Origin of the sequence: Oryzomonas sagensis (genome assembly GCF_008802355.1) — a bacterium.
Lineage (GTDB): Bacteria > Desulfobacterota > Desulfuromonadia > Geobacterales > Pseudopelobacteraceae > Oryzomonas > Oryzomonas sagensis.
Window position 1 is genome coordinate 149,850 of record NZ_VZRA01000002.1, and the last position, 24,241, is coordinate 174,090.

Below are 24,241 nucleotides of genomic sequence, written 5' to 3' on the forward strand. Positions count from 1 at the left end.
TAATAACGGCAGCCAGGCCACGGAGCCACGGAAACCCCCGGAGGAAGCAGGGGGATAACCTATCCGTTACAGCACCTCGAATTTGTACCCCACGCCGTACACCGAATGGATCAGCTCCGCCTCGGGATCGACGCTGGCGATCTTTTTCCGCAGCTTCTTGATATGGCTGTCGATGGTGCGGTCGCTCACGGTGCGCTGGTCGAGGTAGATCTGGTCCATGAGTTGCTGCCGGCTGTAGATGCGCCCCGGGCTGGCGACGAGGAACTGCAGGAGTTTGAATTCAACCGCCGTGAGATCCAGGTCATTGCCGGTGAGGGTGGCCCGGTAACGCGGCTCGTCCAGGACGAGCCCATGCGCCTGGGTCGTCTGTTCGCTCCCGGCCCGGCGCAGGACCGACTTGACCCGCGCCACCACCTCCCGGGGACTGAACGGCTTGCAGATGTAGTCGTCGGCGCCCAATTCGAGCCCGAGCAGGCGGTCGATCTCCTCGATGCGGGCGGTGACCATGATGATCGGCACGCTGGAGAAGGTGCGGATGTCCTTGCAGATCTCGATACCGTCGCGGCCCGGCAGCATCAGGTCGAGGAGAATGAGGGCGGGCGTATGTTCCCGCACCCAGGCGACAACCTCCAGGCCATTGTCCAGGCGGTGGGCGTCGTAGCCGTTCTGGTGCAGGTAATCGTGCAGCAGCGCCGCCAGTTTCTCTTCGTCTTCTACAATCAGTATCTTGCCATTCATCAGCATCTCCCCGTCAACGGTAGTTCTATTCTGATCCAGATTCCCCCAAGCGATGAGGGGTGGGCGGTAATGGTCCCTGCGTGGGCCTCGACGATATTGCGGCAGATGGCCAGGCCGAGTCCGGCGCCCCCGGCGGCCCGGTTGCGGGAGGCCTCCACCCGGTAGAGCCGTTCGAACAGCCGTTCAAGGTCGCCGGGCGGTACGCCGGGGGCCGAATCCTCGATGTCGATGGCGGCCAATTTTGACTGGTACGTCAGGCGGACGGCGATCGTGCCGCCCGGATCGGTATATTTCAGGGCATTGTCGAAGATATTGACGAAAAGCTGGCGCATGCGCTCGGGATCGCCGAACACCACGTCCGTTCCCTCCCCAAGGATCGTGGCGGCCACGGTAATCTCCCGGGCGGCGAACTGGGGGCGGTAGGTGGCGAGCACCCCCGTCAGCAGGGCGTCCAGCTCCAGCTCCACTTTGCGGTAGGTCAAGGCGCCCACATCGGAGAGGGAGAGTTGGTAGAGGTCGTTCACCAGGTGTTCCAGGCGCAGCACCTCCCCGTGGAGGGAGTCGATGGCGTCCGGGTTTGTCGGGCGGATCCCGTCCTGGATCGCCTCGATTTCGCCCCGCAGGATGGCCAGGGGGGTGCGCAGTTCGTGGGAGATATCGGCGACCCACTGGCGCCGTGTCTGATCGTTTTTTTCCAGGGTCAGGGCCAGGGAATTGAACCCCCGGGCAAGCTGACCCAGTTCGTCCGTCGATGTTATGGGTACCCGGGTGGTGTACTCTCCGGACGCAAGCCGCTCGGTGGCCGCGGCCAGGGCCTTGATCGGCCGGACCAGGCGGTTGGCCAGGGGAAGGGCGAACCCTGCGGCCAGGAGCACGATGGTTCCGGCGATCAGGCTCAGAGCGGATTGGACATCCTTGAGAAAGCGGCGCTGGAAGTCGTCCGTGAGCCGTTTGTGGGGCAGGAGTCCCAGGTAGCCCACGGTCCTGTTGCGGTATTGGAGCGGCTTGAGAGTGGTGTCCGCCGGGATCTCCGCCGGAGCGAATACCGGCTGTTTGTTCCCGTCCAGCAGGAGGAACATCCTGCCGATCTCCCGGGGCGGGTGGCCCATGGGTGGGGGGAGGAGGGGCCGCGGCTCCCGGTCATGCTCCCCGGGCCGGGGGCCTCCCTGGGGCTGCTCCTCGGGGGGCCTGGGGTGACCTTGGGGGAATGTTTCCGCAATGAGCCGGAGCCACTGCTCCGGTTCGTTCTTCAGGTAATCCCAGCCACCCTGGGCGGCATAGCCCGACTCCAGCCGCACCGCCAGCCGCGCGAACTGGGTCTGCTCAACGTTGTGCAGGTAGCGCCGAAACCCATGTTCCACGCTCCACTGCATGATGAAGAACGTGCTGAGTACGGTCAGGATGGCGGCCGCCAGGATCACCAGGAACAGGCGGTAGGTGATGCGGATCTTCATCGACCAAAATCCCCTTGTCATCGTTACGGCGGTCCCGCGGACCGACCATAAACAGAATAGGCGATTATTATCACAAACCGTGGGCGAGGACCATCTTCAGAATTGTCTGTCCGCTTTTTTCATAATTGTTACATATTTCAACCATATTGGCTTGCTAGCCTTTTCCCATGGTAACGAGTGCTTTTTAACGGCGGATCGACGGTTGCGCCGATGGCGTTGGCGGAACAGTACAAGTCGCGGAAAGGAGTGAAGTATGGGAATACGCGGTATGAAACGGCTAGGCGCCCTGCTCGTGGCGGGCGTCATGGTTTCGGCCCCGGCATGGGCCAGTGTGGGGCCTACCCCGGGCGAGCGCCGGGAGCCCCCCCAGGCGGCATTCGATGCCTGCAAGGACAAAAGCGAAGGGGCCGCTGTGGAGATCGTCACCCCCAACGGTGGCACGATCAAGGCGACCTGCAGAAAGTTTGCGGATCAGTTGGTGGCGGTCCCGGAAGACGCACCGCCTCCTCAGCCTCGGAACTGAACGGCAATGACGACAACCAACGAATGGCAGGAACAGGCGAGGGGAGAATCCTTATGAAACGGCAGATCATGGTGTGCGTCCTGCTGGCGGCAACGGCACTAGGCACCAATGGCGGCTGGGCCAGGGCGACGGGCGAAAGCGGACACGGGGGGATGGATGAGCGGGGCATGGGGGGGCCGGGGATGATGCCGCCTCCGTCCGAGGAGATGGTCGCCCACATGGCGCAGCGGCTCAAGCTGACCAGCGACCAGCAGAAGAAGGTCAAGGCGCTGTTTGCGGCAGAACGGGAAAAAACGGCGCCGCTGATGCAGAAAATGGCGGAATATCACAAGCAGCTGCGCGATGCCTCCCGTGCCGCAACGTTCGATGAAGCGGCCATCCGTGCCATTGCAACAAAGAAGGCCCAGGCCGAGGTCGAGCTGCTCGTTTCGTTCGAGCGGACGCGCAGCCAGGTCAATGCCCTGTTGACCCCGGAACAGCGGGCCCTTGCCGACAAATGCCCACCACCGCCTCCCCACCGCGGCCATGGGCCTGAGGGGAGGTGCGGCTGTGGACACGGGCCGGAGCACATGCCGCCGCCACCCTGCGATGACGGCCCCGGCAAGGACGGTGACCGGATGCCGGGACCCGGTCCCGGCCCTGGCGAGGGACAGAGATAGGTGACGTGGGGATGGCCGCCACGAGGAGGCTGTCCCCATAATCCTCTACGAACAGAAGTGCGGGAGGCTGCGATGGTATTACCTTATCTTCGAGAACAGGTGCGGGAAACATGCCCGGTCAAGCTTGACATCCTGGGCATGGCCGTCACGGAAATAGACCATGTCTCCGCCCTGCGCAGCGGGATGGAATTGGTGGCCGGGATCATCGTCATGGCGGTCAGGTGGGGCGGCGCAGCCGACCTGGCCGGGGTGGCGACCGGCGACATCATCTCCGAGGTAGACGGAAAACCTACCAGAACCATCAAAGACCTGAAGGATACCCTGGCCGCCCACGAGGCCCAGACACCGATCAGGTTGCTGTTCCGGCGCGTCGGCGCGTGGCGATATCTCGCCCTGCCGTACGAAGAAGAGAGCCTTGGAAGAGAGGGAGGCTCCTGTTGCTGCTGAACCCGCTATACATCGAGGCGCTCGCTTCGTTGACTTGCCTCCTCAACGGATCGGGTGCCGTGCTTTCTCACCCGTTTATGCACCCCCGACGATTTCCACATCTTTTCACGGCAAGTGCAATAATCTCTTGACTCTTTTACCTGATAATTTAAAACAAACGTCGAGGTGCGGCTCCATGCCCTCGGCGAGGCCATGAATGGGGGAGGCCTCCCACCCCTTGGACGACCTCGAGGCGTTTGCGGATCATGTGGTGAAATTTTCCCTGGCCCGGATGGCAGCCACTCGCGGCCAGGCATAGAAATGGATCGATTCAATGACAAAGTTAGCGCGTAAACGAATCATCATCGCCCTGGGCATCGTCGTGCTCCTCGCGGGGGGCGGTTTTGGGGTCAGGCATTTTTTCTTCGCCAAGCCCAAGGTCACCTATGTCACGGCAAGCGCAGCCAGGATGGACATCGAGGAAAGTGTCCTGGCCAGCGGCATCCTGAAGGCCTTCAAGACGGTCGCGGTCGGCGCCCAGGTGTCCGGGCAGTTGAAGACGTTGCACGTGGCCCTGGGGGACAGGGTCAAGAAGGGGCAGTTGGTGGCAGAGATCGATTCGGTGACCCAGTTGAACTCCCTCAAGGACGCGGAGGCCCAGGTGGAGAACCTGCGCGCCCAGAAGCGCTCCTCCCAGGCGCTCCTGAAGCAGTACACCCTGGCCTGGCAGCGCCAGAGCCAGATGGCGTCCCAGGACGCCGCCTCCCATGCGGACCTGGAAAGCGCCCAGGCATCGCTCGACAGTACGCGTCATACCATCGCCTCCCTGGATGCCCAGATCAAGAAGGCGATCATTGCCGTGGATACGGCCAAGGCCAACCTGGGGTACACCCAGATCAGCGCTCCCATGGACGGGACCGTCATCTCCATCGATACGGACGAAGGGCAGACCGTGGTCTCCACCCAGTCGGCCACCACCATCATCACCCTGGCCACCCTGGATACCATTACCGTCAAGGCCAAGATCTCGGAAGCGGACGTCATGCGGGTCAAACCGGGCCTGACGACCTATTTCACCCTGCTGGGGGATGCGGACACGAAATACTACAGTAAATTGCGGGCCATAGAGCCGGGGCCGGTTTCCAGCAGCACCAGCAGCACCACCAGTAGCAGCAGTTCCAGCAGCAGTTCGGCGGTCTATTACTACGGCCTGTTCGAAGTTCCCAACCCGGCCAACAAGCTGCGGGTCTCCATGACCGCACAGGTGTCCATCGTACTGAATGAGGCGAAACACGCCCTCTGCATCCCCTCTTCGGCCCTGGGGGACAAGCTGAAGGACGGCCGCTATACGGTGCGGGTCCTGAGAAACGATGTGCCCGAGAGCCGTACCATCCGGGTGGGCATCAATAACAGCGTCTACGCACAGGTGCTGGAGGGATTACGGGAGGGGGACAAGGTCGTGGTGGGGGACAGCACTACCGTGCCGGCGACCACCACCAGCCAGCACCCCGGGCCGCCGCCGGGGGGGAGGCGCTGAGCATGGACCGGCCATTGCTCGAACTCACCGGCCTGGGACGCCGGTTCGTCACCGGCGGGCAGGAGATCCCGGTGCTGAAGGGGATCAACCTCGCCATCCATGCGGGCGAGATGGTCGCCATCGTCGGCGCCTCCGGCTCGGGAAAGTCCACCCTGATGAATATCCTGGGCTGCCTGGACCGCCCCAGCGAGGGGAGCTATACGGTCAACGGCCAGGAGACCGGCGCCCTGTCCGGCGATGAGCTGGCCAAGCTGCGCCGGGAATACTTCGGCTTCATCTTCCAGCGCTATCATCTCATGCCGCACCTGAGCGCGACCCAGAATACCGAGATTCCGGCGGTCTATTCCGGGGTCAAGAAGGCCCCGCGCCGGGCCCGAGCCCATGAACTGCTGGCCCGCCTCGGTCTCGAGGACCGCTGGGACCACCGCCCCAACCAGCTCTCGGGCGGCCAACAGCAGCGGGTGAGTATCGCCCGGGCGCTCATGAACGGGGGCGACGTCATCCTGGCCGACGAGCCGACCGGTGCCCTGGACAGCAAAAGCGGCCAGGAGATGATGAACATCCTCCACGAACTGCACGGCCGGGGCCACACCATCATCCTGGTCACCCACGACATGCAGGTGGCGGGCAACGCCGAGCGCATCATCGAGATCAGCGACGGCGAGATCATCCGGGACCAGCCCAACCCGAAGGCACCGGCAAAGGATAAGGCCACCCTGCCGGAGAAACCCCTTGGGGAGGAGCCGGGCAACCCGCTCCAGGCCCATTGGGGGCGGTTCGCCGAGGCGTTCAAGATGGCCCTCATCGCCATGGCCTCCCACCGGATGCGGACGCTCCTCACCATGCTGGGCATCATCATCGGCATCACCTCGGTGGTCTCGGTGGTGGCGCTGGGGCAGGGGGCGCGCCAGAAGGTGATCAACGACATCAGCTCCATGGGCACCAATGTCATCGATATCTATCCCGGCAACGATTGGGGGGACGAGGACGCCGGCAGCATCTACACCCTGGTCCCGGCCGATATGGAGGCGCTGAAGTCCCAGGTTTACGTGGACAGCGCCACGCCGGGCACCAGCGACAGCGAATTGGTGCGCTACCGCAACATCAAGGCCAGCGCCTCCATCAAAGGCGTCGGCGAACAGTACTTCCGCGTGCGCGGCTACGAGATCGCGCAAGGTTCGGCGTTCGATGCCGAGGATGTGAAGCGGCAGGCCCAGGTGGTGGTGATCGACCAGAACACCAGCAAGAAGTTCTTCGCCAAGGAGGACCCCATCGGCAAGATCCTCTTCCTCGGCGCGCTCCCCTGCCAGGTCATCGGGGTGACCAAGGAGAAGGAGAGTCCCTTCGGCAACAATCAGAACCTGGAACTCTGGATGCCCTACAGCGCCGCCATGAGCCGGCTTCTGGGGCAGACCTATTTCAGCTCCATCACCGTTCGGGTGCGGGAGGGGGTCTCCAACCAGATCGCCGAGCAGAGCATCATCAAGCTGCTCAAACAGCGCCACGGAACCAAGGACTTCTATACCAACAGCAGCGACAGCATCCTCAAAACCGTGAAGAAGACCACCGCCACCCTCACCCTGATGATCTCGGCCATTGCCGTGATCTCGCTCATCGTGGGGGGGATCGGGGTCATGAACATCATGCTGGTCTCGGTCACGGAGCGTACCCATGAGATCGGCATCCGCATGGCGGTGGGCGCCCGGCAGGATGACATCATGCAGCAGTTCCTCATCGAATCGGTGCTGGTCTGCCTCATCGGCGGCTCCATCGGCATCGTGCTTTCCTATGGCGTGGGGCTGGTCTTCCAGATGTTCGTCACGAGCTTTACCATGAAATTTTCCATCTTCTCCATCGTTTCGGCATTTCTCTGTTCATCCCTGATCGGGGTCATGTTCGGCTTCCTGCCGGCGCGCAACGCCGCCCGGCTCGACCCGATCGAAGCGCTGGCACGGGAGTAACGACCATGATGATCCGATACCGGGCGCTCGCCCTGCTGCTCGCCGCCGTCCTGCTGACGGGAGGGTGCAGCCTGCTGCCCCGCAGCGACTATACGCCCCCCCAGGTCAGCCTGCCCCGCCAGTGGCAGGGAGAGGCCACCACCGGCACGGCGGTAGCCGACGGGAAACAGTGGTGGAAGAGGTTCAACGATCCGCTGCTGAATGAGTTGATCGAGCGGGCGCTCACCACCAACAACGACCTGGCCGCGGCCGCCATCAAGGTCCGCCGGGCCCAGCTCACCGCCCGGCTGACCAACACCAACCTGACCCCCTCCGTAAGCGTTACGGGGAACAGCAGCATCAGCCGCGACCTGAAGAACCATGCCGACACCCAGACCCATAGCGTGACCGGGTCGCTCAGCTACGAGGTGGACCTGTGGGGGAGGCTTGACGCCACGCGGGACGCCAGCCGCTGGGAGGCCGAGGCCACGGAGGTGGACCGGCGGAGCACGGCCTTGTCGCTCATCGGCACCACGGCGGCGGATTACTGGCAGGTCGCCTACCTGAACCAGCTCATCACCCTCGGCGAGGCGAGCATCGCCTATGCGGAAAAGAGTCTGGAACAGGTGGAGGTGAAATACCGTGCCGGCGCCGTTTCCAGCCTGGACCTGGTCCAGGCCCGGCAGGCCGTGGCCACCCAGAAGGCCGACCTCGCCTCGCTCCTGCGCCAGCGGGCCGAGGCGCGCAACGCCCTGGCGATCCTGTTCGACCAGGCGCCGGAGAACAGCGTGCCTGAGCGCACGGCGTTGCCGGACGGCCCGTTGCCGGCCGTGGCGGCAGGCCTGCCGGCCAGCCTGTTGGGCCAACGTCCCGATGTGCACGCCGCCGAGCTGCGCCTCAAGGAATACCTGGCAAACGTGGACAGCACCCGGGCCAGCTACTACCCGGCGCTCACCCTGACCGGCAGCCTGGGGAGCAGCAGCACCAGCTTGGCGAATGTGCTGCAGAACCCGGTCGCCGCCCTGGGCGCCGGCCTGACCCTGCCGTTTCTCCAGTGGAACACCATGCAGTTGAACGTGAAGATCTCGGAGACGCAGTACGAACAGGCGGTGGTCTCCTTCCGGCAGACCCTGTACGCCGCCCTGAGCGACGTGGAGAACGCCCTGGCGGGGCGCACCCAGTACGAAGCGGAGGGGAAACGGTTGGAAGAGGCGCTGGCGCTGGCGCAGCGGTCCGAGGAGTTGGCCGGAATCCGCTACCGCGCCGGCTATACCGCGGTGCAACTCTGGCTGGATGCCCAGGAGAGCCGGCGCAGCGCCGAGAAGAGCCTGGCGGCGAACCGCCTGAACCGGCTCAAGAACCTGATGACGCTTTATCAGGCCTTGGGCGGGGAAACGGGGACGGTCGCGCAGGGGCACTAGACCTGGAGAATACCGGTCCACGAAAAGCACGAACGTCGATAAGGAGAGCAACTGTCAAAACGTCACAGGCTCTCTCTCACAAAGTTCACGGAGGCACCGAGAAAAGCTGTAAAACATTTTTGGTAAAGCCATCATCAAGAGCGTTGATTTTCACGTGCCTTGTCTCTGGTGTCCTCCGTGCCTCTGTGAGCGGGTGGGAGAACAGCTTTTATTAAACTGCAGCACATGCCTTTTCCAGGTTACATCTCCCGTAGAGCCTCCCTCAGCGCCGATAACCGGTAGGGTTTCTGGATGAAGCCCGCCAGCCCCTTGCCCGCAAACTTCTGGGTAACCTCCTGCTCATTGTAGCCGCTGGACATGATCACCTTGACATCGGGCCTTATACGCCTGAGCTCGCGGAAACACTGCTCGCCGTTCATGTGCGGCATGGTCAGGTCGAGAAGGACGAAGGCGATGTCGGGGATCTCTTTGAAGAGGGCTACCGCCTCCCTGCCGTCCCTGGCGGTGGTGGTGCTGAAACCCAGCTCTTCAAGCAGTTCCGACCCGATGCCGAGGATGGTCTCATCGTCATCCACGAGCAGGACCTTTCCCTCACCATGCCAGTCGTCTCGGCTGCTGTCGTGACCGGCCGGTTCGGCAGGGCGGCTGGCGGCAGGCAGCAGAATCTTGAAGGTGGTCCCTCTGCCCGGCTCGGTGTAGATTTTGATGGCGCCCTTGTGGCCCCGCAGAATGCCGAGGACGGCGGCCATGCCGAGGCCGCGGCCGGTAAACTTGGTGGTGAAAAAGGGGTCGAAGATCTTGGCGAGGGTCTCTTTGTCCATGCCGCAGCCGGTGTCGGCAATTTCCAGGTAGACATAGGGCCCTTCGGTGATGTCTTCATCGAGCCACGTGTCTTTTAAATAACCGGCATCACAGTCCATGCAACCGGTGGTGACGGCGATGACGCCGCTTGTATCGCCGATGGCTTCGGAGGCGTTGATAATCAGGTTCATGATTATCTGGCGCATCTGGGTAGTGTCGGCCTCCACGAGCGGCAGGTCCTTGGCGAGGTTGAGACGTAATAGGGCGTTCTTGGAGATGGATACCTCAAGCATGTGCAGCATCTCCGTCAGAAGGGAATTCACGTTGATGTGCTCGACAACGAATTTTCCCTTGCCCGAGTAGGCGAGCATTTGCTTGGCGAGGTCGGCCGCCTGGGCGGCGGCATTCTCTATCCGGTGCAGATTCTCGACGGCGGGGGATTCGGTGGTGATGCGCATCAAGGCCAGATCGGCATTGCCCATGATGGTCATCAGGATGTTGTTGAAGTCGTGGGCGATGCCGCCGGCCAATACCCCCAGGCTCTCGAGTTTCTGGGCGTGGAGGAGTTGCTGTTCCAACTTCAGACGCTCGCTTTCCACCCTTTTCCGGTCCTCGATGTTTCTCGATATGGCTATGATTCCCTTGATATGGGGGTTGGAAAGCTGGTTGCAGGCGCACCATTCCACCCAGGTGTAGCTGCCATCCTTGTTCCTGTACCGGTACTGCACGTTTGCGATCTTCTCCGGGTTTTTCAGGAGTTCGTTGAAGACGTGATCGACGCGCTCCCGGTCTTCCGGGTGGGCGAGATCAAGGGGCGTAAGCCCCAACATATCGTCTTGAGTATACCCGTGAATTCGTTCGGCCGAGGGCGAGTTGTATGCAAAAGCTCCATCTTTACCGATAATACTGATGATGTCGGGTGACAGGGACATAATGCTGCGGAAGCGCTCCTCGCTCCCCGAGAGTTCCCGGGTTTTATTGGAAACGGCTCTCTTCAGCAACCTCAACCACACCAGCAGCCCGGCCACGAGGGCGGCAATCACCAGGGCCGAATAGCCCACATATCGGACGTACGGCGAAGCGCTTATGGGTATCCCCAGCCATTTTTTATCGATGGCGCGGTATTCGGCAGGCGTGATGTCGGCAAAACCTTTCTCGACCACGGCCAGCAGATTGTTCCGGCCCTTGGGCACCGCACGGTGAAACTCGCCGCTGTAAAGCGGTGCCGTCTCCCGAAACTGATCCTGTATCCCCATTTTGTTCAAATGATATAAAGCCGGCGGGCGGTCGACGGTAAATACCTTCACCTTGCCGTCATGGGCCGCCTCAATGATCTTCTCGTAACTGGGGTATTCCACGATGTTGGTGACGCCATGTTTCCTGAGAACGTCAAGGACATTGCCGCCGGCCTTGGCGGCAACCATGAATCCCCTGGCGTCGTCAGGCCCGCTGATGCCGGAGATATCCTTGTGGAAAAACAGCGGTACGGGGATAACCGCGTAGGGCTTGGTAAAGTCATATATTTTCTCGCGCTTCTCGTTGCGGAAGATCGTATCGATCACATCGAACTCGCCCGCGTCCATTCTGCGTTGGGCATCGCTCCAGTCGGTTCCGGTCAGTTCAACATGGATTCCGGTTCTCTTCTCCCAAAGGTGCCACTGGTCAACGGTAATGCCTTTCAATTGCCCCTGGTCGCCTTTGAAGACATACGGCGGGTAATTGTTGTCCATGACAACGCGGATTGATGCGGGGGAGGCGGCGGAATTCCGCTGGGATGAGGCAATGCAGGTGGAAGCGGCAAGCAAAAAGGTTGATAATGCAAAGAATCGCAGCACGTAAGACGCAATGGGGATGATCATGGAGTTCACACGCCTCCTGGAGAATGTCGTTGCATGGCATGATTCCGGGTCGTTACGCTCAAAACGCGCCATATCTCGACAGGGTGGACAAACCGGCACCATTTTGTCTGCCGCTGTCGACAAACATTACCCCAGTGAGCGAAAAAATAACAATAATTTAATAATAAGACGGCCGTTGGGGGGCAAAGCAACAGGACACAGAGGAGATGACGGAGCCCATGCCCTCCGTGATCAGCGCTGGACGAATGCGAAGCTGCCCCCCAGGGCGGTGTAGGCGTCCATCATCCTGCCCAGCCCCTTCTTCTCCGCATCCGTGATCGCCCGCACCCGCTCGTCCGATTTCCCGATACAGGTGAGCGTCGCCTTGCGTGCCTTGATCAGGGCGCGCATGGCGTCGTAGGAGAGTTGATCCACCGGGGTGTCGAAATATTCGGCCACCTTGCCGGGGGACTTCTCCTGCTTGATGGCCGTGGCCGGTATGGTGAAGGTCTTGGCGTCCGCCTTGATCCTGAAGGCGGTTATGTCCAGAGCCCGTTTGCCCACGGACTGGATGCAGAACTTGGGCCAGACGCTCCCGGACACCTCCACCAGGTAGAGGAAAAGCCCTTCGCTGAATCTGTCCCGAGGGGTTGATTCATCCAGATAGCGCAAGGGGCTCTGGGTCGTGTCCGCCTCTTTCCTGATGCCGGGCAATTTGCGGGCGCGGGGGTTGGAGGCCAGCAGCTTCCGCAACTCCTCGTATTCCGCCGAGTCTTTGGGCGCCTTGCTCAGTTGCAGGTGCGCCGTGGAGTAGTCCCCCTGGCTCACCGCATCGCGGACGGCATCCGTGACCGATTTGGAGGTGGCCTTGGATATGATGTCCGCCTTTTCCGACTCGGAGACGATGACCGCAGGTTCTTTCTTCTTGTCGGACTGGAGCGTCGAAGAGTCGCCTTTGAAAAAATGGTTGAGGGCGAAGAACAGGAGGGGGGACAGGAGTACGATGCCGACAAAGATGATCGTGTAGCGGGTTTCCTCGGGCAGCGGTTTCTTGAACATTACCGGTTCCTTCTTTGCGGAAGATGGTCACACGTTCAACTGGTTATACGCTTAATGAAAAAAATATCCAGAGGAATGGGGGAGGGGAGGGACGGTCCCGGCAGGCTCAAAGACCTTCTCCAATCTTGCGGAGCGCCTCGTTGGCCGCCCCCCCCAGCCTTTGGCCGGGGGGGAAATAATCGGGATGGGGCCGCCTTCCCGGAGGGGGGCAGCCCGTCAGGAAAGCAGGTGCACGAAGAGGCCGCTCCGCAGTTTGGGCTCGAACCAGGTGGATTTGGGGGGCATGATCCGGTCCTGGTCGGCCAGTTCGATCAGCTCGCGGATCGAGGTCGGGTAGAGGGAGAAGGCCACGGCGTACTCGCCCGAATCCACCAGCTTCACCAGTTCATCGTTTCCCCTGATGCCGCCGACAAAATGGATGCGTTTGTCGGTGCGGGGATTGCCGATGCCCAGGATGGGGTCGAGCAGGCGGTCCTGGAGAATCGACACGTCCAGGCGGCCGACCGTGTCCGACTCGTCCACGATGGTGTCGCGGGCGTGGAGTTGATACCAGCGGCCATCCAGATACATGCCGAACTGATGGCGCTCGCACGGTATGACCGGCACCGGGGAAGGGAGGAGCGTGAAAGCCTCCTCCACCCGGGCCAGGAATTCGGCCGCAGTCCGGCCGTTCAAATCCTTGACGGCACGATTGTAAGGCATGATGTTGAGCTGGGTTTCGGGGAAGATGACGGTGAGGAAGACGTTGTACTCCTCCCGGCCGGTATGGCCCGGATTCTTCTCCCGGCGCAGTTCGCGCACCCGGCCGGCAGCGGCGCTGCGGTGATGGCCATCGGCCACGTACAGGCGGGGAATGGCGGCGAACAGGCCGGTCAGCCGGCCGATGAGCGTCTGGTCGGCGACGATCCAGAGGGTGTGGCTCACGCCGTCGTCGGTGGTGAAATCGTATTCGGGGGGCGCGGCCGTAATCCCCGAGATGATGGTCTCGATCTCTGCGCTGGAGCGGGAGAGGTAGAAGACCGGCTCGTCGTTGGCGTCCAGGCAGTCGATGTGCCTGACCCGGTCATCCTCCTTGTCGGCCCTGGTGAGCTCGTGCTTCTTGATGACGCCGGACTGATAGTCGTCCACGCTGGTGCAGACCACCAGACCGGTCTGGGTGATCTCCCCCATACGCTGGCGGTAGACGTAGAAGCATTCCCGGTCGTCCTGGACCAGGATGCCGCGCCGGATGAATTCTGCCAGGTTTTTCCTTCCCTGCACATAGACCGGCTCGTCGTGAGGGTCGGTCCCGGCGGCAAGGTCGATCTCGGGCCGGGAGACGTGCAGGAAACTGGCGGGGTTGCCGGCCGCCATCTGGCGGGCCTCTGCCACGTTCATTACGTCATAGGGGAGGGCCGCTACCTTGTCGGCCAGATCTTTGGGGGGGCGCAGTGCCCGGAACGGTTTGATGAATGCCATGGTAAAACCTCGTGGTCGTAGTCTGAATCAGTGATCCCCTCACCCGGCCTTCGGCCACCCTCTCCCCGTGGAAGAGGGCAGAGGGATATTCCTTCTCCCGGCGGGAGAAGGTGCCCCAAAGGGGCGGATGAGGGGGCTTTCGGCTTGCTGCTGAAAGCTTGTTCTGAGCCTATTGAAAATACCGGCGTGCGCCGATAAAGTGCCGCTCGAAATAACTTTCGTCAACAGCGGATACCTTGATGTCCTCGCCGCGGCGGGGGGCGTGCACGAACCTGCCGCTCCCCACGTAGATACCCACGTGGCTGATGCTGTCGGCCGATGAGCCGAAAAAGAGCAAATCCCCATCCCGCAGGTCATCCTTCGCTACCTGGTCGCCGGCCTTGAACTGGTCGCGGGAGGTCCGGGGAATGCTGAGGCCGCACAGGTTGTAGACCGCCCGCACAAAGCCGCTGCAATCCATGCCGTCCACCACGTTTTCCCCACCCCAGCGGTAGGGGATGCCCACGAAACGTTCGGCGGTGCGGGCGGCGATGGCCCCCATGTCCCGGTCGCCCCGCGCCGGCCTCGGCTGGGCGCTCTCCGCCATCTTGCCGGTCCGGGCCGTACCCTTGTCCCACGCCGTTTTGGAACCATCGGTGGAACGGGGCGAGGTGATCTCTTCCCCCACCGGTTTCTGCCACCCCGCTCCCCGGGGGCGGGCAAAGACGATCTCGTTGGGGGGGGCGATATAGTAGCCGCCGATCAGCCGGTCCGCCACCAGCCGTTTGGCCGCGGCGCGGGCCTTGTCCTTCGTGGCGAAGTCGCCGAAACGCACGGCATAGATACCGTTGTCCTTGCGGAAGTAAAAGGCCTCGATCCCCTTTTTCTGGAGGGTGTCGGTAAAACGCTCGGCATTCTTGACGTCGGCGAAGGCGCCCATCTGGATGGCGAAGCCCAGGCGGTCGAGCCCCGATGGCGAGGCCGCGTGCCCGCAACCCGGGCTGGAAAGGAGTACGATGGCGAATAAGGCGATGATGGCTGGTTTGCTGGTAGAGAACATGGCTCGAAGATGTCTTTGTTGTGACGTGATGAAAAGGGTCGAATGGAACTAGTATCCATAATTGACCACAGGGAGTAAAGAACTTTTTGTCCCGGTCGCCCGGCATGCTTGTCCCGATGCGGGAGACTCTCCCCCGTGGCCCTGTCAAGTAATGTCGCGCTTTGGGGAAAAAATAATTGCAGTTGCAAATTGCCTGAAATATCATATAATAACAAACATTGACAAAAGTTTGTTTATGTGCCCTTGCCCTGAAGAGAGGGAAATACCATGACGACATATCCGATAACAACAGGGGGAACGGCGGCGGCAACGGACACCGCGATGGTTGTGAACCCGGTGTCCGGCGGCGCCGAGGCGGCCAATCCGACGACGGATAGCCTGGCGGTCACCCCGGAGGCGAAAGCCGCCGCGGCTGATACGGTAACCCTGCTGGGCAAGGACCGGTCCCAAGCCCAAGCCGCCATGAAAGACACCTCAGGGGGCAAGAGCAACAAAATCGGCAGCCGGATCGGAGCGGTGCTCTTTACCTACAACTCGAAAGGCGACCTGCGCATCAGGTTCATGGACAGCACCAACACCCTGGTGTACCAGACGCCGCCGGTGATGATGGCGCGCATGATGGACCTCATGTTGCACGCCGGTTCATCGGTAAGCGCCCTGGTCTAGATTCCGCCTGTCATAAAAGTACCTAAAAAGCCGTTCTCCGGTCACCCCGGCAGAACGGCTTTTTTGCGTCGGCAGGCCGGCGTGCTAGTCCACATCGGCCGTCTGGCGGCGCACCCCCATGAGGTAGGCCACCACGAAATCGTCCAGGGCCCCGTCCAGCACCGCGTCCGGGTTGCCCGATTCCACGCCGGTCCGCAGGTCCTTGACCATCTTGTAGGGATGCAGCACGTAGGAGCGGATCTGGCTCCCCCAGCCGATCTCCTTCTTCTCCGCGGCGATCTCCGAGGCCTTGGCGTTTCGCTCCTCAACCTCCCGCTCGTACAACTTGGCCCGCAGCACCTTCATGGCCGTGGCCCGGTTGAGGATCTGGCTCCGCTCGCTCTGGCAGGCCACCACGATGCCGGTGGGCAGGTGGGTGATGCGCACGGCCGAGTCGGTGGTGTTGACGTGCTGACCGCCGGAGCCGCTGGAGCGGTAGGTGTCCACCCGCAGGTCCGAGTCGGAGATCTTGATGCTGATATCCTCCTCCTCGATCTCGGGAAAGGCGTAGACCGAGGCAAAAGAGGTGTGGCGGCGGGCGTTGCTGTCGAAGGGGGAGATGCGCACCAGGCGGTGGATGCCCGCCTCGGCCTTGAGGTGGCCGTAGGCATACTCGCCGCTGACGCTGAAGGTGGCGGATTTGATGCCCGCTTCGTCCCCGGCCTGGTAGTCGGTGATGGCGGTCTTCCACCCCCTCTTCTCACAGTAGCGCAGGTACATGCGCAGCAGCATCTCGGCCCAGTCCTGGGATTCCGTCCCGCCGGCCCCGGGGTTGATGGAGATGAAACAGGAGTTGCGGTCATGGGGGCCGGAGAGCATGCGCTGAAATTCGGCCGCCTCGACACCCTGCTGGAGGAGGTTGTTCATCTCCCTGACCTCGGCAAGGGTCGCCTCGTCCTGGGCCTCTTCGCCCAACTCGATCATTACCCGCACGTCGTCCAACTGCCGGGCGAGGGTATCCCAGCTCTGGAGGAGCTTTTCCAGGGCGGTGCGCTTGCGGAGGACCTCCTGGGATTTGTCGAGGGCATCCCAGAAGCCGGGTACCGCAATCTGCGCTTCGATCTCCTGGAGCGCTTCCCGCTTGTCATCTATGTCAAAGAGACCCCCGAAGTTTGGCGATCCGTTCCTCAAAGTCCTGCATTTTTGCCACTTCTTCACGAAACATGTTCTCGTACTCCTTGATGGTTAGTAAAAAGTAAATCCGCCACAGAGACACAGAGACACGGAGGTCCACAGAGAAAGGCAGAAAAACTATTGGGTCAAACCTCTCGGTTCCGTGTGGGCCTTGCCCTTGGTTTTCTGTGTGTCTCTGTGTCTCTGTGGCAGAAGTTAGGGTTACCCTGAAATCTGCGTTTTCCTTTTTTGCCTGAACCGGGCCAACAGGACTACGCCCAAGGTAAGCATAGCACAGAACCAGGCCGGCGAGTCGCCTATTTTCAGATACAGAGAGTCGCCGCTCCCCGGCTGGATTTCGCCGGTGCACACCTCCTCCTGGAAGATGGTGCTCATGGCGCGGATGTGGCCGTTCTGGTCGATAATGGCGCTGATGCCGGTGTTTGCGGCCCGGATCAGCGGCGTCCGGGTCTCCACGGCGCGGAACACCGCGATGGAAAAGTGCTGGTAGGGAGCCGATGAACGGCCGTACCAGGCATCGTTGGTGATGTTCACCAGGATGCGGGCGCCGTTATTCACATATTCCCGGGCCAGCTCGGGAAAGACCCCTTCGTAACAGACCAGAAGGCCCGCCCGGGTCTTGCCCACATCCAACGGAGCGGCCTGCTCGCCGGGGGAGAAGTCGCCGATCCCCACCACCAGCTTGCTGACGAAGGGGAGTAGACGTTTGAGCGGCACATATTCCCCAAAGGGGACCAGGTGCAGTTTGTCCCCCCTGGCGCCGGTTTCGCCGTTGGGAGCAACGACGAAGGCGCTGTTGAGGAAGGTGCGGGTGCCGTTACGCAGTTCGTGGGCCGGGCTGCCGAAGAGCACGTAGGCGTTGATCTCACGCGCCAGGGAGCGGATCCGCTCCGCCTGCCGGAATTCGTCCTGGAAGAAGAACGGTGCGGCGCTTTCCGGCCAGACCACCAGGTCGACCCCTCCACGTGCGGCCTCGCGGGTGAGCCGCTCGTAGATATCCATGGTCTGTCCCTGAAAGGCCGGGCTCCATTTCACATCCTGATCGATGTTCCCCTGGATCAGGGCCACCCTGAGGGGCGATGCGGCGCTTTTTTCCTCTCCGTTCAGACGGCTGAAGCCGTAGAAAAGGGTGGCGGCGAACAGGAACAGGAGCAACAGGGCGCTTTTGGCGGGATAGGGGACGTTCGCCCCGGAAACCGCCCGCAGCACCCGGTAGAGGACCACATTGGTCAGCACGATCAACAGGGTGATGCCGTAGACGCCGCTTAAGTCCGCAATCTGGATCAGCGGCAGGATGCGGTACTGGGAGTGCCCCAGCATGGCCCAGGGAAAGCCGGTGAGCAGAAAGGAGCGGAGAAAGTCCAGGGCCACCCAGGCCACCGGCAGGGTGAAGACCAGTTTGACCCTCCCCAGTTCCCCATAGCGGGCGATCAGGGTGGCCAGCCCGTAAAACAGGGCCAGCCAGGCCGCCAGGGCGAGGTAGAGCGGAATGCTGACCGCCCAGGGGAGATGGCCGAAGTGGGTGACGACGATATTGATCCAGTAGAGGATGAGGATGTAGGCGGCCAGACCGCAGGTAAAGCCCAGGCGAAAGGCCTGGCGCAGGGACGCCCCTTCCAGGGAGATCAACAGCGGTATCAGGGCGATCCAGGCCAGGAAGGACAATCCGGCCGTGGGAAAGGAAAGGGCGATCAGGACCCCGGAGGCGATGGCAAAGAGCCCCGGCCGGTCGAGGACCGCTGCCAGTTGGGTACGCAGGGATGAAGGTCTCACTCGTCACCCTGCGCTTTACCGGCAATTGCGTCCAGACGTGCGATGCGGACCTGTTTTACCTTGCGCTCGTCGGCGTCCAGAATGGTCAGGTGCAGGCCGGACCCCTCCATGGTGTCGCCGACGGCGGGGATCTTGCCGGTCAGATGGAAGATCAGGCCGCCCACGGTGTCGAACTTGTCCCGTTCGATCTCCACGTCGAAGTGGTCTTCCAGATCCTCCACCGGCATGCGGGCGTCGGCGGTGATGGAACCGTCGCTGTTGGCGGTGAAGAGCGCCTCTTCCCGGTCATACTCGTCCTGGATGTCGCCCACGATCTGTTCCAGCAGGTCTTCGATGGTGATCAGCCCCGAGGTGCCGCCGTATTCGTCGATGACGATGGCCAGATGGACCCGTTTGCGCCTGAATTCCTGGAGCAGCTCTTCCAGATCCTTGGTCTCGGGGATAAAGTAGGGGGGGCGTATGATGGCGCGTACCTGGAGTTGCTCCTGGCCGTTATCCCAGAATTTAAGCAGGTCCTTGGCGTAGAGCAGGCCGATGATGTTGTCGGTGGTGTTCTCGTAGACCGGGATGCGGGAGTGGCCGCAGGCGATGATGGTTTCCAGCATCTCGGGGATGCCGGCCTCAATGTTGACGCAGGCCATATCGGTACGGGGCACCATGATCTCGCGCACCACCGTCGTGCGCAGCGAGAAGATGGAGCGGATCATCTCGCTCTCCTCCTCGTTGACCAGCCCCTCCTCCTCGGTGGCCTCGATAAAATCGTGGATCTCCTCTTCGGTGATCTTTTTGCGTCCGGTCACGAACCGGCTCACCAATTCGATAAAACCGGACCTTTTACTGCCGCCCTCTTCCAATGCTCTTTCCTCCTTTATGATCCAAGAAACTTAAATACGTAGAGAACGATAAGCGTGAGCCCCGCCCCGAGGCATGAACCCGCCACCACCTCGCCCATGGTGTGGATGCGCATGAACAGCCGCGAGTGGCTGACCATGAGCGCCAACGCGACGGACAAGAGGGAGGTGAGCGGGTCCCGGGAGTTGAGCGATGCCGCCGTGGCGATGGAGAAGGCGATGGCCGCATGGCCGCTGGGGGCCCCGCCGTGCAGGGGGCTCCCCTTGCCGAGCAGGCCCTTGAGCATGATCACGACGATCGTGACGATCAGGATCGAGACCATGGTACCGATATCCGAGGGTGCACCGAACATTGCAAGGACCTCCCCGTAGAGCGGCAGGATGTATTTGGCCAGGATCAGGTAGCCCATGATGGCGGCCCCGCAGGCGGCGACCAGGACCGCTCCGGCCGCGGTATCCTTTGCTATTTTCGCCAAATGGTTGTAGCCGGGCGAAACCAGGTCCACCACCGCCTCCACCGCCGTGTTGATCAGTTCCGCGAAGAGCACGAACAGGATCGACAGCGCCAGCAGGGCGAATTCCAGGGGATTCACCCTGAGGAAAAGCGCCACAAGGAGCACCACCCCGGCGGAGATGAAGTGATTGCGCATGTGCTTTTCAGTGCGGGCCGCGTGGATGATGCCCGCGATGGCACAGTTGACCGAATCGATGAACCGGTCGGGTTTTACGGGTTCAGGAACCCTTCCTTCTTCAGAAGATTGAATAATTCACTCTCCTTTTTTTCCATCCTGGCCGCTTCGGCCTCGCCGCTCCGTTCGTGGTCATAGCCGCGCAGGTGCAGGATGCCGTGCAGCAGCAGAAAGCAGATCCGATCGAAGGTTTCCATCTCACCCTCCTCGGCCTCCCGGGCAGCGGTGTCGGCCGAGATGACTACATCTCCCAGGGCATGGGGCGCGATGCCGGCGTATTCCCCCTCCTGGAGGGAGAAGGAGATGACGTTGGTGGGACGGTCCTTCGCCAGGTATTCCCGGTTGATGATGCGGATGGCGCGGTCGCCGACGATGGAGACGGACAACTCGGTCTCGTCAGAACATGCCAAGGCGCTTAAGATCCTCTCCGCCACCTTTCTTAGGCGGGTCGCCATGATCCGGTGTCGTCTCTGGCGGTTGTTCAACTGTATCAGCACTTGCTTGGTCTCCGTTTCCCGGCTTGCCGTGCTCGCCGGAGCTGGTTTTATGCTCGGCCTTCTTTTGGCCGCTGTTTCCACCCTTGTAGACCGGTTCGGGATAATCGATCCGGTGGTGGAAGATGCCGTTCAGGATGCGGTTGAAGCTTTTGGCGATCTCGTGGAGGTTTTTGAGGGTCAGTTCGCACTCCTCAAGCTGGCCGTCCATGAAGATATTGTTGATGATCTTCTGCACCATCCCCTGGATGCGGTCCGGGGTGGGATTGACGAGGGTGCGGGAGGCCGCCTCCACGCAGTCGGCCAGCATGACGATGCCGGCTTCCCTGGTTTGGGGTTTGGGGCCGGGGTAGCGGAAATCCTTGTCCTCCACCGTCTGGCCGGTCGCCTCGGCCTGGGTCCTGGCCCGGTCGTAGAAGAATTTGATCAACCCGGTGCCGTGGTGCTGGCGGATGATGTCGGTGATCGGCTGCCCCAGGTGCCGCTCCCGGGCCAGTTCGGCCCCCTCCTTGATATGGGAGATCAGGATCAGGGCGCTCATGCTGGGGGTCAGCTTGTCGTGGCGATTCTCTTCGCCCCCCAGGTTCTCGATGAAGTAGAGCGGCTTGGAGATCTTGCCGATGTCGTGGTAATAGGCGGCCACCCGTGCCAGCAGGGGATTGGCGCTGATGGACTCGGCGGCGGACTCCACCAGATTGCCCACCACCACGCTGTGGTGATAGGTGCCCGGGGCCCGCACCATCAGATCCCGCAGGAGTGGGGAATTGAGGTTGGCCAGTTCCAGGAGCTTGATGTCGGTGGTGTAATGGAACAGCGTCTCGATGAGCGGGATGAAGCCGGAAACGAGGCCGGCGCTCAATACGCCGCTCACCAGGGCGAAGAAAACCACATAGATCGTCTGCATGCTGAACAGGGTGGCGCTGGAGGTCTGAAAGGAGAGGGCCATGGCCAGGTTGACCACCGACACCTTCAGGCCGGCGGTGTAGATGGTGCTCCGGTCCGAGCACTGGCGCACCCCGTGGGCACCCACGATGCTCCCCAGCATGGTATAGATCACCACCGTCATGTTGCCGTCGAACATGATCCCCAGGAGGGGGGCCAGGATGGCGCAATAGACCAGGGCCACCTCGGAGTTGATGAAGATGCGCACGATCATGGGCCCGGCGGCAAAGGGGAACAGGTAGAAGAACGAGGCGGTGTCGATGTCCGGGAAGACCGGGCCGATATTGTGGGTGATCAGGATCGCGATCTTGAAGAGCAGGAAGCTGCCGATAATCAAGAGCGATATGGTCAGGATGTCCTTATTGGTCGGATTGAACTTGCGGATGTTCTTCAAGGCGAAACGGTAGGGGAAATAGAACAGCACCACGATCAGGGTGAAGATGCCGATGGCCGAATAGATACGGCTGCCGCCCCGGTTCTCCTGGAAGATCGCTTGCAGCTTGTGGGTTTGCTCGGGGCTGATCCGCTCCCCGACCCGGACGATCATCTCCCCCTTCTGGACCTTGAAGAGCACCGGCCTGACCGATTCCGTGGCCGCCTTGGCCCGGGCCTCCGACGCCTCGCGGTTGTAGAACAGGTTCGGCAGGAGGATGCGGGCGATCACGCGGGCGATGGCGCTCCCGTCGGTACGGTCGTTCTGGCCGGAAAACTGCCAGGAAGTCACCAGTCTGCGGGCCTCCCGAATCTCGGTGTACTCCAGGGCCACGTCGCTGTCCTCGACGAGTTGGCCGTTGTCGTCGATCAGCTCCAAGCCCCTTCTGGTGTCGGTCTGAAAGGCCTTGCCGTCGAGGACGATCCGGCGGCGGTACAGTTCGTTCACCATGCGGGCGGCATCCGCCAGAAAAACCTTGTCCGAGGCGATATGGGTGAAGGCGTGGATATCCGCTGCGCTCAGTTCCGTGTCCAAAAGCGGCGTCAGCAGGGTCCGCCATTCGTGCGTACTCTTCTGGCTCTTGGCCGTACGCTCCTTGCGGACCGCGCCCACCACCTGCTCGAGTTTGCCGATGATGTAGGAGGGGACGCGGTCGCTGACGTTGTAGACCACCGGCGCGCTGTTGCCGGCCTCTTTGCGGCGCTGCTCGGTCAGGGCGTGATCTTCCACCAGATAGTCCTGGGGGGCGCGGATATCGGAGGTGGCGATGTCGCCCGGCTTGAATTCGGCCGAGTGGAACCGCTGGCCGGGGAGCAGGATGAGGGTCAGCAGGAGGGCGGTCGTAACAAGGAGGATAAACCTGTTCCGACGGGCTGTCAGTGGGTTGGAGAACCTTTTTACGACCACGTCCAGGAGGTTCGATCCCAGTTTGCTCAGGTAGGTCAGCGTATGTTGGCCCTGATTATCGGCAGGTTGGTCAGGCATAGGGGGTCATCGGTCCGGCTGGCCCCACTCTGGGGTCCATGCAATATAAGTATTTGAAATAAGATTTAAATATACCCTGCATGGGCCACAGTGTCAATATAGCTCTTATTAAGAGGGGATTCGGCCCGATTTTCACACCTCGCTGATATCGGATGCCACGATCTCCACGTCCGGCCATCCCTCGTAGACCCACTCCTCGATCCGCTCCAGCACCTGCCGGGCAATGACCTTGTCCGGGCTGACCGTTACGAAGGCCAGCACTGCCGCTCCGGGTGCGTCCTGGCGGTCGACCTCGGCGCAGGCGGTATTGAAACGGTTGCGGCAGCGCCCCAGGATGCTCTTGACGATGCCCCGCTTCTCCTTGAGGGAGCGGGCGGGCAGGTCCAGGTGGAGTTCGAGACAGAAGATGAACATGGGGCTGGCTTCAGTCCTCCTTCAAGAGCGCCCGGCACTTGGGGCAGCGGCGCAGTTGGCACAGGGATGAATAGAATGCCTGGGCCAGGGACGCCTCGCATTGGGGGCAACGGAAAACATTCCGGGCGACGAGGATGATCACGGCCAGAGAGGCGAACTTCAGCAGGTTGGATCGATTGGCGTTCTGGTCGCCCGGCACGGCGGTCAGGCGAAAGACGATGGCGAGGACGACCATGGCCGCCATCAGCACGAGGTAGAGGGTCTTCCTCTTTTGGTACTTGCTTTGTATCGCATCCATCGGGGCGTATCTCCATCTCTCGTACCTGGCAAACCACTGTGCATCTATCTAGCAGACTTCGATGCGCCTGCAAACGTTTTTATCACAACGTGGTCGCAACAGAGGGAAAGACGGAGGCCGCCGGTTGGATGCAATTGTGCCGTCGGCCGGAGTCTCACGCCGGGCGGGCATGCGGGGCACTACCTTTTAGAGGCAATGATCTCGTGCCAGTTGTCCCGGTTGAGCTCGACCAGAATGGTCTTGGCGCCGGCGTATTCGGGAGAATCTATCTCGATGGTGTAGTCGTCGCGGGAAAACGGCCCCGCCAGGCTGAAATTGCCGATATGGTCCGTGTCGGCACTTGATACGACCGCCGCTTGCGTTTTTCTCTTGAGTACGACACGCACGCCGCTGATGGGGGTAACGCGGTCCTCCCGCAAGACCGTGCCGCTTATGAGGGTCGGCTTGATTGCCGCTGCCGTCGCATTGCTCGCGGGGCTGTGGGGGGCGTTCTGCCTGAGGGCGTCGTCGCCCTTACCGATGCAGCCGCTCAACGATATGCAGGAGATGCCGAAAAGTGTGGCGATAATGAATTTTCCGAACATGATGCTTCCCCTTGTCCCCCGGCCGGATTCGTCTCTTCCCGGATGAC

General features: G+C 61.7%; 22 protein-coding genes. 7 read left to right on the forward strand and 15 right to left on the reverse strand.

The features are described from left to right. Positions 1-66 precede the first annotated feature (66 nt). Positions 67-738: a response regulator gene (locus tag F6V30_RS08565; RefSeq protein ID WP_151156573.1), complete on the reverse strand. Its 672-nt coding sequence runs from the start codon at positions 736-738 to the stop codon at positions 67-69. After that, positions 738-2,192 carry an ATP-binding protein gene (locus tag F6V30_RS08570; protein WP_151156574.1) on the reverse strand — a complete coding sequence of 485 codons (1,455 nt, stop codon included), beginning with the start codon at positions 2,190-2,192 and terminating at the stop codon, positions 738-740. The genes F6V30_RS08565 and F6V30_RS08570 overlap by 1 nt, the downstream gene beginning before the upstream one ends. Positions 2,193-2,445: 253 nt before the next feature. On the opposite strand from F6V30_RS08570, the gene F6V30_RS17060 reads away from it, so the two are divergent. From F6V30_RS17060 to F6V30_RS08595, 6 genes are all read left to right on the forward strand, one after another. Continuing rightward, the gene (locus F6V30_RS17060) at positions 2,446-2,715 is read left to right on the forward strand and encodes a hypothetical protein (protein WP_191965621.1); all 270 of its coding nucleotides are present in this window, start codon (positions 2,446-2,448) and stop codon (positions 2,713-2,715) included. Between the two features lie 53 nt (positions 2,716-2,768). After that, complete coding sequence (locus F6V30_RS17065) at positions 2,769-3,374, forward strand: Spy/CpxP family protein refolding chaperone (RefSeq protein ID WP_191965622.1); 606 nt, start codon at positions 2,769-2,771, stop codon at positions 3,372-3,374. Between the two features lie 72 nt (positions 3,375-3,446). Next, complete coding sequence (locus F6V30_RS08580) at positions 3,447-3,821, forward strand: PDZ domain-containing protein (RefSeq protein ID WP_151156576.1); 375 nt, start codon at positions 3,447-3,449, stop codon at positions 3,819-3,821. A gap of 313 nt (positions 3,822-4,134) precedes the next feature. After that, on the forward strand, positions 4,135-5,337 hold the full coding sequence (gene macA / locus F6V30_RS08585) for a macrolide transporter subunit MacA (RefSeq protein WP_151156577.1): 1,203 nt from the start codon (positions 4,135-4,137) through the stop codon (positions 5,335-5,337). Between the two features lie 2 nt (positions 5,338-5,339). Beyond that, positions 5,340-7,298: a MacB family efflux pump subunit gene (locus F6V30_RS08590; RefSeq protein WP_151156578.1), complete on the forward strand. Its 1,959-nt coding sequence runs from the start codon at positions 5,340-5,342 to the stop codon at positions 7,296-7,298. Positions 7,299-7,303: 5 nt separating this feature from the next. Further along, on the forward strand, positions 7,304-8,698 hold the full coding sequence (locus tag F6V30_RS08595; protein ID WP_218043319.1) for an efflux transporter outer membrane subunit: 1,395 nt from the start codon (positions 7,304-7,306) through the stop codon (positions 8,696-8,698). Between the two features lie 239 nt (positions 8,699-8,937). On the opposite strand, the gene F6V30_RS08600 is transcribed toward F6V30_RS08595, so the two are convergent. The 4 genes from F6V30_RS08600 to F6V30_RS08615 form a co-directional block, all read right to left on the reverse strand. Next, on the reverse strand, positions 8,938-11,358 hold the full coding sequence (locus F6V30_RS08600; RefSeq protein WP_246163431.1) for a transporter substrate-binding domain-containing protein: 2,421 nt from the start codon (positions 11,356-11,358) through the stop codon (positions 8,938-8,940). Positions 11,359-11,589: 231 nt separating this feature from the next. Further along, the gene (locus F6V30_RS08605; RefSeq protein WP_151156580.1) at positions 11,590-12,396 is read right to left on the reverse strand and encodes a hypothetical protein; all 807 of its coding nucleotides are present in this window, start codon (positions 12,394-12,396) and stop codon (positions 11,590-11,592) included. Between the two features lie 216 nt (positions 12,397-12,612). Continuing rightward, the gene (locus F6V30_RS08610; RefSeq protein ID WP_151156581.1) at positions 12,613-13,854 is read right to left on the reverse strand and encodes a DUF1015 domain-containing protein; all 1,242 of its coding nucleotides are present in this window, start codon (positions 13,852-13,854) and stop codon (positions 12,613-12,615) included. A 169-nt stretch (positions 13,855-14,023) separates the two neighbouring features. Further along, positions 14,024-14,893, reverse strand: coding sequence for an NlpC/P60 family protein (locus F6V30_RS08615; protein WP_151156582.1), 870 nt, complete (start codon positions 14,891-14,893; stop codon positions 14,024-14,026). Between the two features lie 267 nt (positions 14,894-15,160). On the opposite strand from F6V30_RS08615, the gene F6V30_RS08620 reads away from it, so the two are divergent. Next, a complete protein-coding gene (locus F6V30_RS08620; RefSeq protein ID WP_151156583.1) occupies positions 15,161-15,559 on the forward strand; it encodes a hypothetical protein in 399 nt (132 codons plus the stop codon). A gap of 84 nt (positions 15,560-15,643) precedes the next feature. On the opposite strand, the gene prfB is transcribed toward F6V30_RS08620, so the two are convergent. From prfB to F6V30_RS08665, 9 genes are all read right to left on the reverse strand, one after another. Beyond that, a protein-coding gene (gene prfB, locus F6V30_RS08625; protein ID WP_151156584.1) for a peptide chain release factor 2 occupies positions 15,644-16,763 on the reverse strand; the annotation gives its coding sequence in 2 pieces (ribosomal slippage) (positions 15,644-16,693 and positions 16,695-16,763; 1,119 coding nt in all). A gap of 170 nt (positions 16,764-16,933) precedes the next feature. Further along, on the reverse strand, positions 16,934-18,505 hold the full coding sequence (gene lnt, locus F6V30_RS08630) for an apolipoprotein N-acyltransferase (protein WP_151156585.1): 1,572 nt from the start codon (positions 18,503-18,505) through the stop codon (positions 16,934-16,936). After that, complete coding sequence (locus tag F6V30_RS08635; protein ID WP_151156586.1) at positions 18,502-19,359, reverse strand: hemolysin family protein; 858 nt, start codon at positions 19,357-19,359, stop codon at positions 18,502-18,504. Before F6V30_RS08635 ends, lnt begins: the two co-directional genes overlap by 4 nt. A 14-nt stretch (positions 19,360-19,373) precedes the next feature. Beyond that, a complete protein-coding gene (locus tag F6V30_RS08640) occupies positions 19,374-20,123 on the reverse strand; it encodes a diacylglycerol kinase (protein WP_151156587.1) in 750 nt (249 codons plus the stop codon). After that, complete coding sequence (gene ybeY / locus F6V30_RS08645) at positions 20,081-20,500, reverse strand: rRNA maturation RNase YbeY (RefSeq protein WP_149308608.1); 420 nt, start codon at positions 20,498-20,500, stop codon at positions 20,081-20,083. Before ybeY ends, F6V30_RS08640 begins: the two co-directional genes overlap by 43 nt. Next, positions 20,442-22,898, reverse strand: a complete 2,457-nt coding sequence (locus tag F6V30_RS08650) for an HD family phosphohydrolase (protein WP_151156588.1) — start codon at positions 22,896-22,898, stop codon at positions 20,442-20,444. Before F6V30_RS08650 ends, ybeY begins: the two co-directional genes overlap by 59 nt. 132 nt (positions 22,899-23,030) lie before the next feature. After that, the gene (locus F6V30_RS08655) at positions 23,031-23,312 is read right to left on the reverse strand and encodes a DUF503 domain-containing protein (protein WP_151156589.1); all 282 of its coding nucleotides are present in this window, start codon (positions 23,310-23,312) and stop codon (positions 23,031-23,033) included. 10 nt (positions 23,313-23,322) lie between these two features. Beyond that, complete coding sequence (locus tag F6V30_RS08660) at positions 23,323-23,610, reverse strand: hypothetical protein (protein ID WP_151156590.1); 288 nt, start codon at positions 23,608-23,610, stop codon at positions 23,323-23,325. 179 nt (positions 23,611-23,789) lie between these two features. Then, positions 23,790-24,194: a carboxypeptidase regulatory-like domain-containing protein gene (locus F6V30_RS08665; RefSeq protein ID WP_151156591.1), complete on the reverse strand. Its 405-nt coding sequence runs from the start codon at positions 24,192-24,194 to the stop codon at positions 23,790-23,792. Between the last annotated feature and the right edge of the window lie 47 nt (positions 24,195-24,241).

Bases quoted from the DNA above. Each gene is read 5' to 3' on its own strand.
- F6V30_RS08590 (WP_151156578.1), top strand. From the start codon at position 5,340: ATGGACCGGCCATTGCTCGAACTCACCGGCCTGGGACGCCGGTTCGTC.
- F6V30_RS08665 (WP_151156591.1), bottom strand. From the start codon at position 24,194: ATGTTCGGAAAATTCATTATCGCCACACTTTTCGGCATCTCCTGCATA.
- macA (WP_151156577.1), top strand. From the start codon at position 4,135: ATGACAAAGTTAGCGCGTAAACGAATCATCATCGCCCTGGGCATCGTC.
- F6V30_RS08570 (WP_151156574.1), bottom strand. From the start codon at position 2,192: ATGAAGATCCGCATCACCTACCGCCTGTTCCTGGTGATCCTGGCGGCC.
- F6V30_RS08620 (WP_151156583.1), top strand. From the start codon at position 15,161: ATGACGACATATCCGATAACAACAGGGGGAACGGCGGCGGCAACGGAC.
- F6V30_RS17060 (WP_191965621.1), top strand. From the start codon at position 2,446: ATGGGAATACGCGGTATGAAACGGCTAGGCGCCCTGCTCGTGGCGGGC.
- F6V30_RS08615 (WP_151156582.1), bottom strand. From the start codon at position 14,893: ATGTTCTCTACCAGCAAACCAGCCATCATCGCCTTATTCGCCATCGTA.
- F6V30_RS08650 (WP_151156588.1), bottom strand. From the start codon at position 22,898: ATGCCTGACCAACCTGCCGATAATCAGGGCCAACATACGCTGACCTAC.
- ybeY (WP_149308608.1), bottom strand. From the start codon at position 20,500: ATGGCGACCCGCCTAAGAAAGGTGGCGGAGAGGATCTTAAGCGCCTTG.
- F6V30_RS08605 (WP_151156580.1), bottom strand. From the start codon at position 12,396: ATGTTCAAGAAACCGCTGCCCGAGGAAACCCGCTACACGATCATCTTT.
- F6V30_RS08610 (WP_151156581.1), bottom strand. From the start codon at position 13,854: ATGGCATTCATCAAACCGTTCCGGGCACTGCGCCCCCCCAAAGATCTG.
- F6V30_RS08580 (WP_151156576.1), top strand. From the start codon at position 3,447: ATGGTATTACCTTATCTTCGAGAACAGGTGCGGGAAACATGCCCGGTC.
- F6V30_RS08600 (WP_246163431.1), bottom strand. From the start codon at position 11,358: ATGATCATCCCCATTGCGTCTTACGTGCTGCGATTCTTTGCATTATCA.
- F6V30_RS08595 (WP_218043319.1), top strand. From the start codon at position 7,304: ATGATGATCCGATACCGGGCGCTCGCCCTGCTGCTCGCCGCCGTCCTG.
- F6V30_RS08565 (WP_151156573.1), bottom strand. From the start codon at position 738: ATGAATGGCAAGATACTGATTGTAGAAGACGAAGAGAAACTGGCGGCG.
- F6V30_RS08660 (WP_151156590.1), bottom strand. From the start codon at position 23,610: ATGGATGCGATACAAAGCAAGTACCAAAAGAGGAAGACCCTCTACCTC.
- F6V30_RS17065 (WP_191965622.1), top strand. From the start codon at position 2,769: ATGAAACGGCAGATCATGGTGTGCGTCCTGCTGGCGGCAACGGCACTA.
- F6V30_RS08655 (WP_151156589.1), bottom strand. From the start codon at position 23,312: ATGTTCATCTTCTGTCTCGAACTCCACCTGGACCTGCCCGCCCGCTCC.